Annotated in this window: 13 protein-coding genes; 1 reads left to right on the forward strand and 12 read right to left on the reverse strand. The window is 53.5% G+C overall.

Going from position 1 to position 15,756, the window contains the following annotated elements; translation table 11 throughout:
* Window positions 1-29 precede the first annotated feature (29 nt).
* Genes GT3570_RS09600 through GT3570_RS09610 form a run of 3 tightly spaced genes read right to left on the reverse strand, consistent with a single transcriptional unit; the run spans window position 30 to window position 2,809 of the window.
* Window positions 30-1,229, reverse strand: a complete 1,200-nt coding sequence (locus GT3570_RS09600; RefSeq protein ID WP_023633533.1) for a CaiB/BaiF CoA transferase family protein — start codon at window positions 1,227-1,229, stop codon at window positions 30-32.
* A gap of 25 nt (window positions 1,230-1,254) precedes the next feature.
* Window positions 1,255-2,028, reverse strand: a complete 774-nt coding sequence (aroD, locus tag GT3570_RS09605) for a type I 3-dehydroquinate dehydratase (protein WP_023633532.1) — start codon at window positions 2,026-2,028, stop codon at window positions 1,255-1,257.
* 13 nt (window positions 2,029-2,041) lie between these two features.
* On the reverse strand, window positions 2,042-2,809 hold the full coding sequence (locus GT3570_RS09610; RefSeq protein ID WP_033012396.1) for an IclR family transcriptional regulator: 768 nt from the start codon (window positions 2,807-2,809) through the stop codon (window positions 2,042-2,044).
* A gap of 588 nt (window positions 2,810-3,397) precedes the next feature.
* On the opposite strand from GT3570_RS09610, the gene GT3570_RS09615 reads away from it, so the two are divergent.
* Window positions 3,398-4,711 (forward strand): MFS transporter, encoded by a 1,314-nt coding sequence (locus GT3570_RS09615; protein WP_208854669.1) that lies wholly within the window; start codon window positions 3,398-3,400, stop codon window positions 4,709-4,711.
* A 189-nt stretch (window positions 4,712-4,900) separates the two neighbouring features.
* Here GT3570_RS09615 and GT3570_RS09620 read toward each other — a convergent pair whose 3' ends face one another.
* The 9 genes from GT3570_RS09620 to GT3570_RS09660 all read right to left on the reverse strand — a co-directional run bounded on the left by GT3570_RS09620 (window position 4,901) and on the right by GT3570_RS09660 (window position 15,734).
* Entirely contained in the window at window positions 4,901-6,184 is a 1,284-nt protein-coding gene (locus GT3570_RS09620; protein WP_062898698.1) for a TRAP transporter large permease subunit, read from the reverse strand.
* Entirely contained in the window at window positions 6,185-6,775 is a 591-nt protein-coding gene (locus GT3570_RS09625) for a TRAP transporter small permease (RefSeq protein WP_023633528.1), read from the reverse strand. It abuts the gene before it with no gap.
* A 78-nt stretch (window positions 6,776-6,853) separates the two neighbouring features.
* Window positions 6,854-7,870 (reverse strand): TRAP transporter substrate-binding protein, encoded by a 1,017-nt coding sequence (locus tag GT3570_RS09630; protein WP_031212347.1) that lies wholly within the window; start codon window positions 7,868-7,870, stop codon window positions 6,854-6,856.
* Between the two features lie 274 nt (window positions 7,871-8,144).
* Complete coding sequence (locus tag GT3570_RS09635; RefSeq protein ID WP_042380829.1) at window positions 8,145-8,981, reverse strand: sugar phosphate isomerase/epimerase family protein; 837 nt, start codon at window positions 8,979-8,981, stop codon at window positions 8,145-8,147.
* A 30-nt stretch (window positions 8,982-9,011) separates the two neighbouring features.
* On the reverse strand, window positions 9,012-10,775 hold the full coding sequence (locus GT3570_RS09640) for a thiamine pyrophosphate-binding protein (protein WP_023633526.1): 1,764 nt from the start codon (window positions 10,773-10,775) through the stop codon (window positions 9,012-9,014).
* Window positions 10,772-11,770 (reverse strand): zinc-dependent alcohol dehydrogenase, encoded by a 999-nt coding sequence (locus tag GT3570_RS09645; RefSeq protein ID WP_031212345.1) that lies wholly within the window; start codon window positions 11,768-11,770, stop codon window positions 10,772-10,774. Before GT3570_RS09645 ends, GT3570_RS09640 begins: the two co-directional genes overlap by 4 nt.
* A gap of 14 nt (window positions 11,771-11,784) precedes the next feature.
* Entirely contained in the window at window positions 11,785-13,221 is a 1,437-nt protein-coding gene (locus GT3570_RS09650; RefSeq protein WP_167552186.1) for an aldehyde dehydrogenase family protein, read from the reverse strand.
* Window positions 13,222-13,224: 3 nt separating this feature from the next.
* Entirely contained in the window at window positions 13,225-14,067 is an 843-nt protein-coding gene (locus tag GT3570_RS09655; RefSeq protein ID WP_062898699.1) for a citryl-CoA lyase, read from the reverse strand.
* A gap of 275 nt (window positions 14,068-14,342) precedes the next feature.
* Window positions 14,343-15,734, reverse strand: a complete 1,392-nt coding sequence (locus GT3570_RS09660; protein ID WP_023633523.1) for a hypothetical protein — start codon at window positions 15,732-15,734, stop codon at window positions 14,343-14,345.
* Between the last annotated feature and the right edge of the window lie 22 nt (window positions 15,735-15,756).

Genomic DNA, 15,756 nt, shown 5'->3' on the forward strand with positions numbered 1-15,756 from the left:
TTTCGAAGTGGGAGACTTCTTTCGGAACGTTAAATAATCTCTTTTTCTCTTAACTTCTGAATGTCCTCCTCGGACAGGCCAAGCATTGTCTGCAAAATCTCTTCCGTATGCTCCCCTAAATCGGGCGCAATACGGCGCACCGCGCCCGGCGTTTTTTCAAATTTCGGCACGATGCCGGGCACTTTAATTTTGCCAAGGCGCGGATGGGCGACTTCAATGATGTTTTCCCGTGCTTGATAGTGCGGATGCTCAAAAATGTCTTTAATGCTTAAAATCGGACTGACCGGCACCCCATGCTCATCCAAAATGCGGAGCAGTTCATCGCGCGGCTTGGTGCGGATCCAGTCGGCGACGATGCCGTTTGTTTCTTCATGATGGGCGAGGCGCCGTTCATTCGTACAAAACTTCTCATTGGTCAACAAATCTTCGCGGCCCATCGCTTTCGCCAGCCGTTCGAACGTCGAATCGGTGCTCGTCACCAACACGACCCAATGCCCGTCCTTTGTCATAAACGTGCCGGCCGGGCTCGAATGCCCGGACAATCCCGGCGACCGCTCGCGCACTTTGCCCAACTGGTCATATTCAGCGATCAAAAATTCCATCATGCGGAATACCGATTCGTAAAGGCCGATATCGACCATTTGCCCTTCCCCATCGGGGTGAACATCGCGGTAATAAATGGCGGTCACCGCTGCAAAGGCGACATAAATGCCGGTAATGTAGTCAGTTAACGAAAACGATGGGCTGACCGGTGGACGGTCCGGATACCCTTGCAAATACGTAAACCCGCTGAACGCCGTCGCCGGCGTGCCAAACCCGGCTTTTTCGCGAAACGGCCCCGTTTGTCCGTAACCAGAGACGCGAATCATGACCAAATTCGGATTGATTTGTTTCAGCTCTTCATATCCGCCTCCCCATTTTTCCAACGTGCCAGGGCGGAAGTTTTCAATGACAATATCGACGTGGCGGACAAGTTGTTTGAAAATGTTCATTCCTTCTTCTTTGCGCAAATCCAACGTGAGCGACCGTTTATTGCGCGCCAACCCCGGCCAGCGAAGCGGTTCTCCATCCTTAAACGGCCCGACATGGCGCAATGTGTCCCCTTTCCCCGGCAACTCCACTTTAATGACATCGGCGCCAAAATCGCCGAGCAATACCGCACCGAACGGCGCCGCGATCATCGTTGAAACATCGAGCACTTTGACACCCTCCAACGGCAAACGACCCATGATGCTCTCCTCCCCCAAAGTCCAATTATTGGCTGTATTTCATGATGACCGACAATACATCTCTGACTTCTTCAATGGGAATTTGCCCCGGAGCTGAGCTTTGTTGGCCAACGGCAAACGTGACGGCCGAACCGAACAATCCCCCGACCAAACGAGTGATGGCGCCCAATCCTCCCATCGACATCGTAATGAGTGGGATCTCCAACCCCTGCCGCGCCTCCTCGGTCGCTTGCAACAAGGCAAGAACGTCTTGTCGCGATGTTGGCATGACCGCCACTTTGGCGATATCGGCACCATGTTGCTCAGCTTGGCGCATTTTGGCGACAAGTTCTTCCTTAGATGGCGTACAATCAAAATTATGATAGGACAAAACGAGACGCACTCCATAGCAGCGGGTCAGCTGACGGACAGCGGGGACATAGGGCTCATGGGCAAGCTCGTAATCAAGCAAATCGATCGCGCCGCTTTGGCACACTGTTTCAAACAACCGCAGCTTTTCCTCTTCTGTCAAGGAAATCGGTCGGCCGCCCTCCAGTTCGGAACGAACCGTAAACAAAATCGGGATGTCTCCGGCGATCGCCCGCATCTCTCTCGCCGTTGCCGCCACTTGCTGTTCGTCATGAATCGCCTGGAAAAAGTCCGCACGCCATTCAATCAGATGCGGCTTTTTCGCGCTGATTTGCCTTGTTTCCTCTAACACTTGCCCCGCATCCGCTCCAACGACCGGGGCGCAAATGCACGGCTCGTCTCCCCCAATCAAGACATTGCGCACACGGACGGCGCGTTTTGAAATCGCCATATGCTCTTCCCCCTTATGGTCGATAACCTAGTTTTTCTGAAATCGCTTGCGCTCCTTCTTTCACGATCGTTTCGAACTTCTCGAGCACGTCCGGCGTAAACCGATGCGTCGGCCCGGAGATGGACAAGCAGGCGCTAACTTCCCCACGGATATTGAAAATCGGCGCCGCAACGGCCGCAGAGCCGACTTCCCGTTCATCGATGCTAGACGCAACGCCGCGCTCCCGAATCACCTCAAGCTCCGCCGCTAGACGAGCCAAGCGTTCCTTTGTCGGCATTTGCGCGAAAATTCGCTCTTGAAAGGCGGGCGATTGGTATGCCAACAATACTTTTCCTCCCGCGCCCGCCCAAAGCGGCAGCCGCTCGCCGATTCTCACCATATGGCGCAGCGCCTGAAGCCCCTCGCACTGTTCGACGCAAACGCGGGCATCTTGTTCCAGCACGTATAAGTTCACCGTCTCCCGCGTCTCGTCGCGCAGCCGCTCCATCACAGGCCGCGCGATTTCCCGCACTTTAATCGATTTGCCGGCAATATATCCTAAATAGTACAATCCTTGTCCAAGACGGTACTTTAACGTCTCCGGATCTTTGACGACCAAGCGGTTTTGCTCCAGCGTAGCGAGCAGGCGCGTTGTCGTTGATTTGGCCAGCGAAATTTTTTTCGCAATTTCGGTGAGCGATAACGCTTGTTCCTCCAGGGTGAAACAATATAAGATGTCAATGGCCCGTTGCACCGTGCGCAAGCTCGTCTCATGTTTCTTTTCTTCCGTCAACTCGTTCATTGTCCCTCCTTTCTTCATTGTTCCGACAAATGGAATTTAATTTCTATCAGTGGAACTCTATTTTCATTTTAGCATCTTGTCTCATCGCTATTCAAGCATTTTTCACTTTTCTTTACATTTTCGATTTCAGAGGAAATATAGCTAGACAACGACGCTCCGCAAATGGAGAAGGTTTATGCAGCTTGACCTTCCCGATCTTCGAGAATCAGCGATTGAGAAGAAATGCCGCTTTTTGCCGAACTCTTCTTTTGACATCCATAAGTTCCCGCCCCATTGATTTTCATGACTCATCGCATAAATAGTTCAAATTTTTCAGCAAGTTATAGACAAAAGAAAGTGAAATTTGTTATAATCCATTCAAGAGTTCCATTGATAGAAAATGAATTACATAGAACGGAACAAAGAGAAGGAGGGACGAACGACAAGACTTTCGGCTTCACTGTAAAAGGAAGACAAACAACGTTGTCAAACCGTTTAGCCCAACACTTGCTATGGAACCATCATTTCTCATAAATCTCACGTCCATTTTTTTCACTAAGAACTGTATACGTTTTCCTACTAAGAACCAAACAAGGATGGTGAATGACCATGAAGAAAAAACGACGTTGGGCGATTGCATTTTTGATCGCCTTAGGAGTCATTATCAACTATTTTGATCGCATTAACATGTCGGTCGGCATTCAGCCGCTGTCGAAAGAATTCAGCCTAACGCCCGGACAGCTTGGCATTTTGTTGTCAGCCTTTGCTTGGTCATACGCCATTTTGCAAATTCCAGCCGGCGTTATTCTCGATAAAATCGGCGTCAAATGGGTGACGCGCGTTGGAACGATCATTTGGGCGGCGGCGTGTTTCTTGACCGCCATCGCCAGCGGACAAGGGCTTGTCATGTTATCGCGCGTCTTGTTGGGCATCGGGGAAGCTCCGTATTTCCCGTCAGCCGCCAAAGCGGTCGGTCAATGGTTCCCGCGTCATGAGCGAGCCACCGCGATTTCCCTTTATGACGCCCAATCAAAGCTGTCGAACGCCATCGGCACCCCGATTATCGCTTGGATCATCACCGAGTGGGGATGGCGGGCTGGATTTTATACGACCGCGGTGCTCAGCTTGATTTACGCCGTCATCTTCTGGGTGACATACCGCGACCCGCATGAAGACAAACGGCTGTCCAAAGAAGAGTACGATTACATCGTCCAAGGCGGGGCGCAAAAGTCGGACGAAACATCCGGAAACGTTTGGGAGACGATTCGGTATTTGCTGACGAAGAAAAAAGTGTGGGCGACATTGATCGGGTTTGCCGCCTACGGTTACTCATGGTTTTTGTTTCTCACGTGGCTGCCCGGCTATTTGGCGACGGAAATGCACATGTCGGTGTTGAAATCGGGCTGGTACGCCTCAATTCCATGGATCGTCGGCACGATTTCGGAAATCGTGATCGGCGGATGGCTCGTCGACCGGCTCATCAACAAAGGAGGCCATTCGACGCGCGTGCGAAAAACGTTTTTAGTCATCGGCATGCTGCTCGGACTGTCTGTCATCGGCGCCGCCTTTACGACAAATCCGAACATTGCGATTCTTTGCATTTCGATTGCACTCGGCGGCTTAGTCATCACATCATCGATCGCCTACAGCATTCCGACCTTTATTGCTCCTAAAGGAACTGTTGGAACATTAACCGGCCTTTTGACGTTCGGCAACAACTCGATGGCAATTGTCGCACCGATCGTCACCGGCTTTATCGTTCAAGCGACCGGCTCGTTTATGTACGCCTTTCTCGTCGCGGCGCTTATTTTGCTCGCCGGCATTTTCAGTTATATCTTTTTGCTAACCGATTTGGAGCCGATCGAGCCGATCCCAAAGCCTGAAGCAGCTCAAAGAACAGTCATCCCACACATCAAAGCGTGATAAACAAGCTAGGAGCGCCTTCACCCGAGCGATGAGCAAGCCGGATGGAGGCGCTTTTTCATCAGTTCGCTGCCGAATGATGTGAGATTGCACTAGCCACATTCAAAACAATGGTCCGAAGCCTCGACAGTGGCTCTCGGACCTACCTTTTCTCGCCATGACTTCTGTCCTTCCAAGATCAAGTTTGCATCAATGCCCCGCAAACCACCCAAGCGGCACGGTCACAAGAGACGGGAAGAAAATCAACAAAAGCAACAGGAGCGTTTCCACAAGCAAAAATGGCCAAACTCCTTTCATAATGTCTTCCATGCTGATTTTCCCGACCCCGCAGGCGACGTTCAGCACCGTGCCGACCGGCGGCGTGAGCAGCCCGATGCAGTTGTTCAGGATAAACAGCACCCCGAAGTACACCGGATCGATTCCCGCCTTTTCGATAATCGGCATCAACACCGGCGTCAAAATGAGCACCGTCGGCGTCAAGTCCATCGCTGTTCCGACCAATAGCACCAACGCGTTAATGGCCAAAAGCAGCGCCAGCGGATGATCGATGAGCGGCGCGAGCACGTCCGTGACGATCGCCGGAATGTTGGCGACCGTAATGAGCCAGGCCGACACCATGGCCGCCGCCACCAAAAACATGACGACACTTGTCGTTTTCGCCGCGGCCACGAGCACGTGAAACAAGTCTTTCACCTTCAGTTCGCGGTAAATGCACATGCCGACAATCAACGCGTAAAACGCGGCCACCACCGCCGCCTCGGTCGGCGTAAACACACCCCCGCGCAGCCCGCCGACAATGATCACCGGCAGCAGCAGCGCCCAAAACGCCTCGCGGGTCGCCCGCCAAATGTCTTTCGCCGATTGGCGCGGAAGCACCTCGGCTTGATCCCTCCGCGTCACCCACCACCAGCAGACCGCCAAAGAAATCCCAAGCAGAATCCCCGGAACGATGCCGGCCATAAACAATTTCGTAATCGACACGCCGCTTGTCACCCCAAAGATGATCATCGGGATGCTCGGCGGAATGATCGGCGCGATAATGCCGCCGGCGGCGATGAGGCCGGCCGACCGATTGCGGTTGTACCCGGCTTTGACCATCATCGGGATGAGAATGGCCCCAAGCGCCGCCGTGTCGGCCACCGCCGAACCCGACAAGCCGGCAAACAGCACGCTCGCGATAATGGCGACATACCCCAGCCCGCCGCGGATGTGGCCGACAAGCGCCATGGCGAAGCGAATGATCCGTCTTGATATGCCTCCGGCGTTCATCAGCTCTCCGGCGAGAATAAAGAACGGAATCGCCATCAGAGGAAAGCTGTCCGCGCCGCTGATTAAGTTTTGCGCGATGATTTGCGTATCAAAAATATTCAAGTAAAACATGAGGGCAACGCCGCTGACTAACAGCGCAAACGCGATTGGCATCCCGAGCGCCATCACGCCAAGGAGCGATCCGACAAACACGACTAACGCCATCTACCGTTCACCTCCCGCGGCGCCTTGCTTTCGCCCGAGCGCCAGTTCTGTCGCTTCGTGTTGCACTGGAGCGGCCGCCATGATTGCTTCTTCGGATTCTTTCATTCTCGTCAACTCGTCAATCGCCCCGGTGCGAAACAGCGCCTGATACAGATGAAACAAGATGATGAGGCCCATGCCGATGCTCACGACAAGCCCAGTTCCGTAGATGAACGCCATCGGCAGCCCGGTCGCCGGAGCCCGGCTTCCGACACTGCTGAGCGTAATTTTCCAGCTTCCGTCAAACAGCAAATAGAGCACGTAAAGCACGATGGCGTTGCTGATGACAAACACGATGCGCTTGGCGCCGGTCGGCAGCTTTCTCACCAATGTGTCGACGCCTAGATGGTCATTGTCCTTCAAAGCACCAATGGCTCCAAGAAACGACATCCAAATGAAGAGAAAGCGCGACATTTCTTCCGACCAAGTGATGCCGGAGTTAAACCCATAGCGGAGTACGACATTGCCGAACACAAGAATGGACATGAAAGCGAGACAGAACGCCATCAATGCGTTGAGCGTCTTCTCCAGAACGGCTCCGATCCTTTTCATCGTTGTTCCCTCCAAGTCTGAAAGAATGGAAGGACTCTTAAGGGGCAGTCCCCCTTAAGAGCCGGCTTTGCCATTCTGTTATTTTCCTGCTTCAATCAATTCGTTCACTAAATCTTGCCCAAATTTCGGCGCATATTTTTGATAGATTGGCTGCACTTTTTCCACGAATTTTTGCTTCTCTTCCGGGGACAGCTCGGTAATGACCATTCCTTGCTGTTTCAAATAGTCGAACATTTTCTCATCTTCTTCTTGATTAAGCTTTCGCTGATAGTCTCTTGCTTCTTCCGCCGCTTTTGTAATGATGTCTTTTTCTTTGTCCGTCAACGTGTCCCAAAACTTTTTGCTGATGAGCAGCGGGCTCGCATTGTAGACGTGGCCGGTTTTCGTCAAATATTTTTGCACTTCGTAAAACTTATTGATTGCGACATTCCCGACAGGGTTTTCCTGGCCGTCTACAACGTGTTGTTCTAAAGCGGTGAACAGCTCGGTAAAGGCCATCGGTACCGGAGTGGCTCCTAACTCTTTCCACAAGTCAATATGAAGGTCATTTTCCAATGTCCGAATTTTCAACCCTTTAATGTCATCCACGCTTTTGACTTCCCGCACGTTGTTCGTCAAATGGCGGAAGCCGTTTTCCCAATAGTTCAGGCCGATCACGCCGACAGACGGCAAATCGTTGAGCAAGTCTTGACCGATTTTCCCATCCAGCACTTTGTAAGCGGTTTCCCGATCTTTGAATAAAAACGGCAAGTCTAACACCCCAAGGCGCGGCGCAAAGGAAGCGATCGGACCGGTCGACATCGTCGATCCTTGGATGGTTCCCATCTTCAGCGCTTCAAACACCGCCAAATCTCCCCCAAGCTGCCCATCCGGATACACTTCGACTTTGATCGATCCGTTTGTCTCTTTTTCCACGATTTCGGCAAATTTGTACAGCCCTTTCGTCAACGAACGATCTTTTGATGTCGCGACGGCCATCTTCATCACTTTTGGTTCTGCTTTTTTCGCCGCACCGCCTCCTTGCGGCTCAGATTTCGATGAGCACCCCGCAAGCACCAACAGGCAGGCAAACAACAACACCAACATCTTTTTCATTACCTTTTCCCCCTTCTTTCCTCTATAGTGCAATGGTTGATGCAGCCGAACGGATCAACCGGCTGGCATCGTGTTGTATGTTGAACCCGCATTCCCGTTTTGCCGCAGGCCATTCTGTTCTCTCTCGACCGCGGCCGGTCATGCGGGAAACAACCAAATGAATGGAGCATTTATTTTTAATAAACAGAATTAATATATAAAATTTTCAGATAACTATGAATACGTGTATGGCAGCCTCCCTTGTAGGAAGCGCTGCCAAACTTTTGTTTATCGATCACGCCGATAGATCGCTTTGCTCCGTGACATGACGAGCAAAATAGTCTTTCGCCGACTGCAGGCAACGTCGCGCATGCTCTTCGTAGCCCAATTCCTTTACACGCTTGATGTTTGGCAGCTCGATCGAGCAGGGAATTTCCGGAATGCGACGGACAATGTCGGCAATATCAATCCCGCCTTCGCCGATGTACAGCCGCTCTTCGCGGAGAATTCTCGTCATCTCTTCTTTTGACGCCGGAATCTCGCCCGGCGCGTCGCAAAGATGGAGAAAATGGAACCATTCCCGCGGCACGGCTTCCAGCGCTTCTGGCGAATCGCCAGCGCGATGAAAATGATGCAAATCAATCATAACGCCAGCATTGTCTTTCTTTACCGTCTTTAACACATCGACGACTCCTGCCAAATTCGTCACCGCTGCAATCGGCACGTACTCCAAATCAACCGTCAACCCGTATGGTTCCGCCAGTTCGCACAGCTCGGCAAATCGCTCGATGTAAACACTGCGGTCGGTCGTCCAAATGCTGCTTAAGACGTGGCGGCCGCCCAGTTCAGCCGCCACTTCCAAGGCCGGTTCATACCGTTTTGGATCCGTATCGGCATCAATGCGGGCCAGCTCAATATCCAGCAGATTGACGCCGGTTTCCCGCAACGCTGCTTTCGTCTCACGCAACAGCTGTGGATTTTCCGCCAACGCATAGTTTGGCTCGCCGGGCAGCCCCATGTAGATGATCCGAAAACTGACGTAATCATACCCTGCCCGGGCGGCAATATGCGCCATCTCCGGCGGCGGGCAGCCGAGCACCGTCAAATGGGCCAATGAAAAGGTTCTCGCCATATCCTTCCCCCCGATCTTGAAGGTTTCTTCTTACCGCTCCACCGCAACATGGTGAACACGTTTGCCTGGGGAATAGATGTCCATAATATTCCAGTGACCGGACGTCGGCGTCGGGACGTTGATCATTTCTACATCGATGACAAACGGTTTGTTCGCCTGAATGGCCCGTTCGAGCGCCGGTTTAAACTCTTCCGCCGAGCGAATTTTCACCCCTTCAACGCCGTATGCCTGGGCAATGGCTGCATAATCCGGCGAATACGGCTTACCGTCCTTTTGGAAAACCGTCCCGTGCGTCGTGCCAAAATGCGCTTTCTCGAGCCCGGCGATCGTGCCAAAAGCGTAGTTGTTCATAATGACCCAAACAACGGCGATATTTTCCTCAGCCGCTGTCGCCAACACCGCCGGATTTTGGCCAAATCCACCATCTCCAACGAGCGACACGACGACGCGATCCGGGCAGGCGATTTTCGCTCCAAGTGCGGCCGGAGCGCCAAAGCCCATCGTCGCATAACCGCCTGGCGTTAAAATCGTCCCTGCGCCATACGCTCGGAACTGTTGGCCGACCCCGTTTTTGTTCCAGCCGACATCGGTCGTGATGATGGCATCTTTCGGCAGTACTTCCCGCACCTCATGCAAAATGCGTTCTGGACGCATCGGATAGCTGTCGTCTTGAATGTGCGGCGCATTTTGCCGCCGGAATTCCTCTTTATAGTTAGCGATGCGTTCTTTCAGCGCCTCGTCCGTCCGCCCTTGCGGCACGGTTTGTTTCGCCACGCGGTTCAACACGGTAAGCGCTTGCTTGACATCGGCGACGATGCCGAGTTCCGTTGGATAGTTGCGCCCGATTTCGTTCGGGTCGATGTCAATATGAATGAGCTTCGTTTCCGGAATGTTGAACGTATACTCCGGCTCCCATGAGCTGCAATCAGCTTCGGAAAATCTCGTTCCCAATGCCAAAATGACATCGGCGTTTCGGCACATATCATTGACAAATTTCGCCCCCCAAAATCCGCTCATGCCTAGTGTCAGCGGATGGTCATCCGGCAGCGCCCCTTTACCCATCAGCGTGTGCGCAACCGGGAGGTCGAAGTGTTCCACAAACGTTTTCAGTTCTTCCGCCGCATCCGCCAGCATAATGCCGCCGCCGACGTACACAAGCGGGCGTTCCGCCTGCATCAGCTTCTCAATGATGTGTTTCGCGGTTTCATCGTCAATCGACGGCTTATGCAGCGTTTTTGTATGCCGCTTTTGCTTTTCAAACAGCGCCACATCCACTTCTTTGGAGAAAATGTCCATCGGCACGGAGACAAGCACCGGCCCCGGGCGGCCGTTCTCCGCCAACTGGAACGCTTTTTCCAAAATTTCCGGGAACAAATCCGGCCGGTCGACCCGCCATGCCCGCTTCACAAACGGGCGGTAAATTTCATATTGCGACGCATCGGCGTGCAAGTTGATCTCCTGGTGCGGATGCTTCCCGTAATAATGGCTCGGCACATCTCCGGCGATGACGACCATCGGAATGGAATCAAGCGCTGCGTTCGCCACCCCGGTCGCCGCATTCGTCAGCCCTGGGCCAACGTGGCAGAGGACGACAGCCGTTTCCTTTTTCGCCCGCGCATAGCCGTCGGCCATATGAGCGGCAATTTGTTCGTGGCGGACGTTGACGAACTTGATTGAACTATGCTCCAAAGCCGCCAACACTGCGATGTTCGTATGGCCGCAAAGCCCAAAAATATGCGTAACACCGCGGTCTTCCAAATACCGGACCAACTGTTCGGCTACTGGTTTTTTCATCGCTCTTCCTCCTCCTTGAAACGTAACACGACTTTGCCCGCATTGCCGGATGACGCCAACTCATACGCCCGCTGATAGTCGCGGACCGGAAAAATGCGGGAAATGACCCGTTCGATCGGATGCGGCATCGTCTGCAAATAATGAATCGCTTGCAAATAGTCATCCGGGAAGCGATAGATGATCGAGCCATGCACAGTTACTTCGTTGCGAACGAGGCGCACGACCGGAAATGTCGCTTCATTCGCCAGACCGATCAACACAAGATGCCCCCCTGGAGCGACAAGCTCCGCCGCCTGTTCGACCGCTTCGCGCGCACCGGCCGCCTCGATGACAACATCAAACATTTCACCTGACAGCGCATCAGGCGCAAGCGTGCGGATGTCCGCCATCGCTTTCACCGTCTCCAGTTTTAACGGATTCACATCGACCGCCGTCACGTCCGCACCCAAATGGCGGGCGAGGACGGCCGCCATCATCCCTTCATTTCCGCAACCGATGACCGCTACGCGCATGGCGGGCTCGATCCGCACTTTGCTTAAAGCATGCACGACGACAGCAAACGGTTCGACGAGCACCGCTTTTTCATCGGAGAGATCATCAGGAACAGGAAGCACATACTTGGACGAGATGATGAATTCATGCGAAAATCCGCCGTCGACGTTGATGCCAAGCGATTTTTTATGCCGGCAGATGTTCGTCAACCCTTTTTGGCATAAGTCGCACGTTCCGCAATACGTATTCGGCAACACAACGATCCGTGTCCCGATGTCATACGCCGCCTGTTCTCCTTTTTCCACGACGACACCGACTAGTTCATGCCCGGCGCGAACGGGATAGTTCGCGTGCGGAAGTTTTCCTTTCAACACCCCAAGATCCGACCCGCAAATGCCTCCATAGATGAGCTGTATTTTCACCTCATCCCCCTCAGGAGAACGGACGGCCTCGAGGCGCCGCAGCTCTAATTCATTCGGCTTCGCCACGTAAAGCGCTAACATGTTGGCACCACCCATCATCCTTGCGGAAACTGCCATACAATCATTTTCATTTCCGTCATTTCTTCAATCGCATAACGCGGGCCTTCGCGGCCGATGCCGCTATTTTTCACGCCACCGTACGGCCAATGATCCAACCGGAAATTCGAGGTGCCGTTAATGACAACTCCGCCGACATCAAGCGCCTCCGCCACTTGATAGACGATGTCCATCCGGTTCGTAAACAGCCCGGCTTGCAGGCCAAAGGCAGAATCGTTCGTCTCTGCGATCGCTTCGTCAATCGTCCGGTACGGGATGACGCTGACAACCGGGCCGAACACTTCCTCACAAACGACTTTGCTTCGTTTCGGCGGGTTGAAGAGCACCGTCGGCTCCACCGTCGCCCCGCGCCGTTTTCCGCCGCACACAAGCGTCGCCCCGCCCGCGATGGCCTCATCGATCCAATCCATCACCCGGTCTGCCGCCCGTTCATCGACCATGCAGCCGACATCGGTGTCCGGCAGCAGCGGATCGCCGACTTTCAACGCCTCGACTTCCCGTTTGAGCAAGTCGGTGAACGGTTCAACGACCGACTCATGTACGTAAATGCGCTGGACGGAAATGCAGCTTTGCCCGGAGTTGCTGTAGCCGGTTTTCGCGCAAAGCGCGGCCGCCCGTTTCAAATCGGCGTCTTCATGGACAATCGTCGCCGCATTGCCGCCTAGCTCAAGCAGCACTTTTTTCATGCCGGCCAACGCGCAAATGTTGCGGCTCGCCACCACGCCGCCGGTAAACGAAATGACGTTGACGCGATCGTCTTTCACGATTTGCTGCCCAACCTCGGCGCCGCCAAGCACCATGTTGATGGCGCGCGGTGGAAGCCCGGCCTCTAGCAACAACTTCAACAGTTCTGTCGCAATAAGTGACGTCTGCGGCGCCGGTTTTAACACAACGGTGTTGCCCGCCGCAAACGCGGGTCCGACTTTATGGCAAATCAAATTGAGCGGGGCGTTGAACGGCGTAATCGCCGCCACGACGCCGACCGGCACACGGAACGTCACCGCCACCGCCTTCACCCCGCGCGCCGAGGCGTCGCCCGGAATCGTTTCCCCAAACAGCCGTTTCGCTTCTTCGGCCGACTGCTCGAGCGTTTCAATGGAGCGGGACACTTCATCCAACGTATTTTTGAGCGGTTTGCCGAGCTCTTCCGAAATATAGCGGGCAAACGTTTCTTTCCGCTCCTCAAGCAGCATCGATGCCTTTTTTAAAATGCGCGCCCGCTCATAGGCCGGAATTCTCGCGATGTCTTTTTTCGCCGCAAACGCAGATGCCAACGCTCTTTCAACATCATCCGGCGTCGCGAGCTGCTGTTCGCCGATCACTTCCCCGGTATACGGGTTTTTCACCGGCTCAACCGCACGCGGTTCTTCCACCCATGTCCCGTTAATATACAACTGTGCTTTTCTCATATTCATCACCTACTCTTCGAAATGACGTCTCCCCGGCCCAGTGTAGCGGACTAAATCGCTCCGGTTCGGGCACGGTCCTTTGATCAGCACGCCGTTTTGCCACTCTTCAAACGCATGGGCGACAATGCCCATCCCCCGCGACAAAGCAAACACACCTTTCGCCGCCGTAGCCGGCACGCCGAGCTCACACTGGATCGCGGCCGCCACCCCGTCGATGTTCATCGTCATCCGTTTCCCTTTCGTTTTCTCCAAATGGGAACGATACGCTTCCGCGATCGCTAAATACCGCCCGCTGATTTCTCCTTCTTCCACCAATTCGCCAGCTAACGCATACAGCCGTCTGACACGTGGGTCGTCATCATGAAGCTGATGGCCGAATCCTGGCAGTTTCCGCCCTTCACGGAAAAACTGTTGAAACTGCTCACGGATCACATCCGCCATGGCGCCTTCCCCGCCGCGAGCCTCGATTTGCTCGTTCGTCTCGTAAAACAGCGCCATCGCTTTTTCCACCGCTCCCCCGTGCACATCACCAAGCACGTTAATGCCGGTTGCCACGCACGAGTTGAACGAAATGCCGCATGTCGCCGCCATGCGGGCCGCCGCAATCGACGGGGCGCGCGGGCCGTGATCCGCCCCGGCGACAAGGACGCTCTCCCATAACTTCGCCTTTTTCTCGCTCAATATCTCGCCGCATAATAAGAGGTACAGCATTTGCGTGTACGACACATTGCCGATTAATTCTTCAATCGGATATCCGCGAATGAGAATTTCATTTTTGCGGACGTCGCTGATCGACGTCTCCCACCACGCCCCTCCATCGGCGTACATATCGAGCGCACTTCGTTGCTTCATCTAAGTCTATCCTCCTTCGTCGCTCTTTGTAGATCGATCTAAAAGAACAAGAGATAATTAGATCGATCTAAAACAAAGAATGAAAGGTAGTTAGATCGATCTAAAAAGGGTCTACAGAGCAGACCTTCTCTCTTTCTATTCCCTCAATGAGCCGATGATCACCCAACGCCCTGCCTTGACATCACCGGTTTTATTAGATCGATCTAAAATTAAGTCTCACTTATCAAAAAATTCGATTGATTCAATCTCATTATACCTTTCTACTGAAAACGCTGTCAACCAAAAAATATTCTTTCCACTAAACAGGCGATGCCGATTCCTGCTGTCATATAGCCGAGAGCGAACGGGACATTCCGTTTGCCGATCCGGTACGGGTTATCCCCAAGCTCCTCAGACAGCAAGGAAACAGAAATATTGTACGGGCTATACATCACTGTCGCCAAACTGCAGCAAATGAGCACGATCGACAACGGCACAGCCGGAACAAGCAGCCGCACCGGCTCAAGCAGCGGCATCAGCAACGTCAAGCTGACTAACGGATGAAACCCGACGAGCGACGTCGCGAAAAAATAAGCGGCAATCATGGCATACAGCCAGACGGAATGCTCCGCCCCGACGCGGAACCAGCCCTCAAGCACCGCAAGCAGAGGGGATCGGGCCAGCATCTCGACAAACAATCCAGCCCCTAAAAACATGAAAAAGTAGTTCGCCAATCCTTCTGTCCGTTCTCTCCAATGGCGGAACGCCACCGTCGCGTACCGCTTCACCCGGCGCGCGAGCAGCGCCCACCCGAAGCAAAACGGGACAAGCAATAAGACGACAGAAAACAAAAACCCTTTGCCAAGCCAATGTTGCAACAAGGAAACGAGCACGGTAAACACGACGAGCACCAAAAGCAGCTGGGCTGCCTTTTTCCCGACCGAAACAGTCATTTTCCCATTCGTTTCCACGCCGTTTTCCAACGGGATGCAACGGTACGAAACAGCGGCCATCCCCCAATCGACCATCGCCATCGTAAAGGCCAGCAGCAACAAAAACAGCGCCACTTGATCATAACGCACGCCGGTAAAGTCAATCGTCGTGCTGATCATCACTTCCATCGGACTCCACGTCAAACAAAGCGCATACGCCCGCAACAAATTCCGAACATAAAACGACTCGGCCTCCCGTCCGTCCAAATTTTGCAGCGCGGCGCGCAACGAACGGACAAGAAGCGGAATCGTAGCAATGTTTAAAAACAATCCAAGCAAATGGCAGACACTGAAACTGCGGCGGTATAACGAAGAAACGCTCTCGGCGTTCCGCTTAAGCCATTCGCTTAAACTATGGTCATACCGTCCGACGCGAATGAGCGTATTCATAAACGGCAGCACAAAAAACAGCGAGAGCAGCCCCAACACCCGTTCAAAATGAAGGACAAACGTCGGCCACGCATCGCCATAGAACAGAAACAACCCAACGCCAAGCCCAAAAAACAGAACTCCCGACACCATATACACCCCGTGGGCGTAAAACGCTGACACGACGAATGCCAACAGCGCCGCGGCTCCCATGACATAGTGAATGGGAGCCGCCACAAACTGCGCCAGGACATACAGCACCACCGCCGCTGTGTACACCGGCACCCGCAGTGTTCCGATCATGTCTTTGATGCGATCGTTCGTCATCGTTCTCCCCTTTCTTTGTAGT

The organism is Geobacillus thermoleovorans (genome assembly GCF_001610955.1).
GTDB lineage: Bacteria > Bacillota > Bacilli > Bacillales > Anoxybacillaceae > Geobacillus > Geobacillus thermoleovorans.

Bases quoted from the DNA above. Each gene is read 5' to 3' on its own strand.
- GT3570_RS09640 (WP_023633526.1), bottom strand. From the start codon at position 10,775: ATGAAAAAACCAGTAGCCGAACAGTTGGTCCGGTATTTGGAAGACCGC.
- GT3570_RS09600 (WP_023633533.1), bottom strand. From the start codon at position 1,229: ATGGGTCGTTTGCCGTTGGAGGGTGTCAAAGTGCTCGATGTTTCAACG.
- GT3570_RS09650 (WP_167552186.1), bottom strand. From the start codon at position 13,221: ATGAATATGAGAAAAGCACAGTTGTATATTAACGGGACATGGGTGGAA.
- GT3570_RS09610 (WP_033012396.1), bottom strand. From the start codon at position 2,809: ATGAACGAGTTGACGGAAGAAAAGAAACATGAGACGAGCTTGCGCACG.
- GT3570_RS09660 (WP_023633523.1), bottom strand. From the start codon at position 15,734: ATGACGAACGATCGCATCAAAGACATGATCGGAACACTGCGGGTGCCG.
- GT3570_RS09635 (WP_042380829.1), bottom strand. From the start codon at position 8,981: ATGGCGAGAACCTTTTCATTGGCCCATTTGACGGTGCTCGGCTGCCCG.
- GT3570_RS09615 (WP_208854669.1), top strand. From the start codon at position 3,398: ATGAAGAAAAAACGACGTTGGGCGATTGCATTTTTGATCGCCTTAGGA.
- GT3570_RS09620 (WP_062898698.1), bottom strand. From the start codon at position 6,184: ATGGCGTTAGTCGTGTTTGTCGGATCGCTCCTTGGCGTGATGGCGCTC.
- aroD (WP_023633532.1), bottom strand. From the start codon at position 2,028: ATGGCGATTTCAAAACGCGCCGTCCGTGTGCGCAATGTCTTGATTGGG.
- GT3570_RS09645 (WP_031212345.1), bottom strand. From the start codon at position 11,770: ATGTTAGCGCTTTACGTGGCGAAGCCGAATGAATTAGAGCTGCGGCGC.
- GT3570_RS09630 (WP_031212347.1), bottom strand. From the start codon at position 7,870: ATGAAAAAGATGTTGGTGTTGTTGTTTGCCTGCCTGTTGGTGCTTGCG.
- GT3570_RS09655 (WP_062898699.1), bottom strand. From the start codon at position 14,067: ATGAAGCAACGAAGTGCGCTCGATATGTACGCCGATGGAGGGGCGTGG.
- GT3570_RS09625 (WP_023633528.1), bottom strand. From the start codon at position 6,775: ATGAAAAGGATCGGAGCCGTTCTGGAGAAGACGCTCAACGCATTGATG.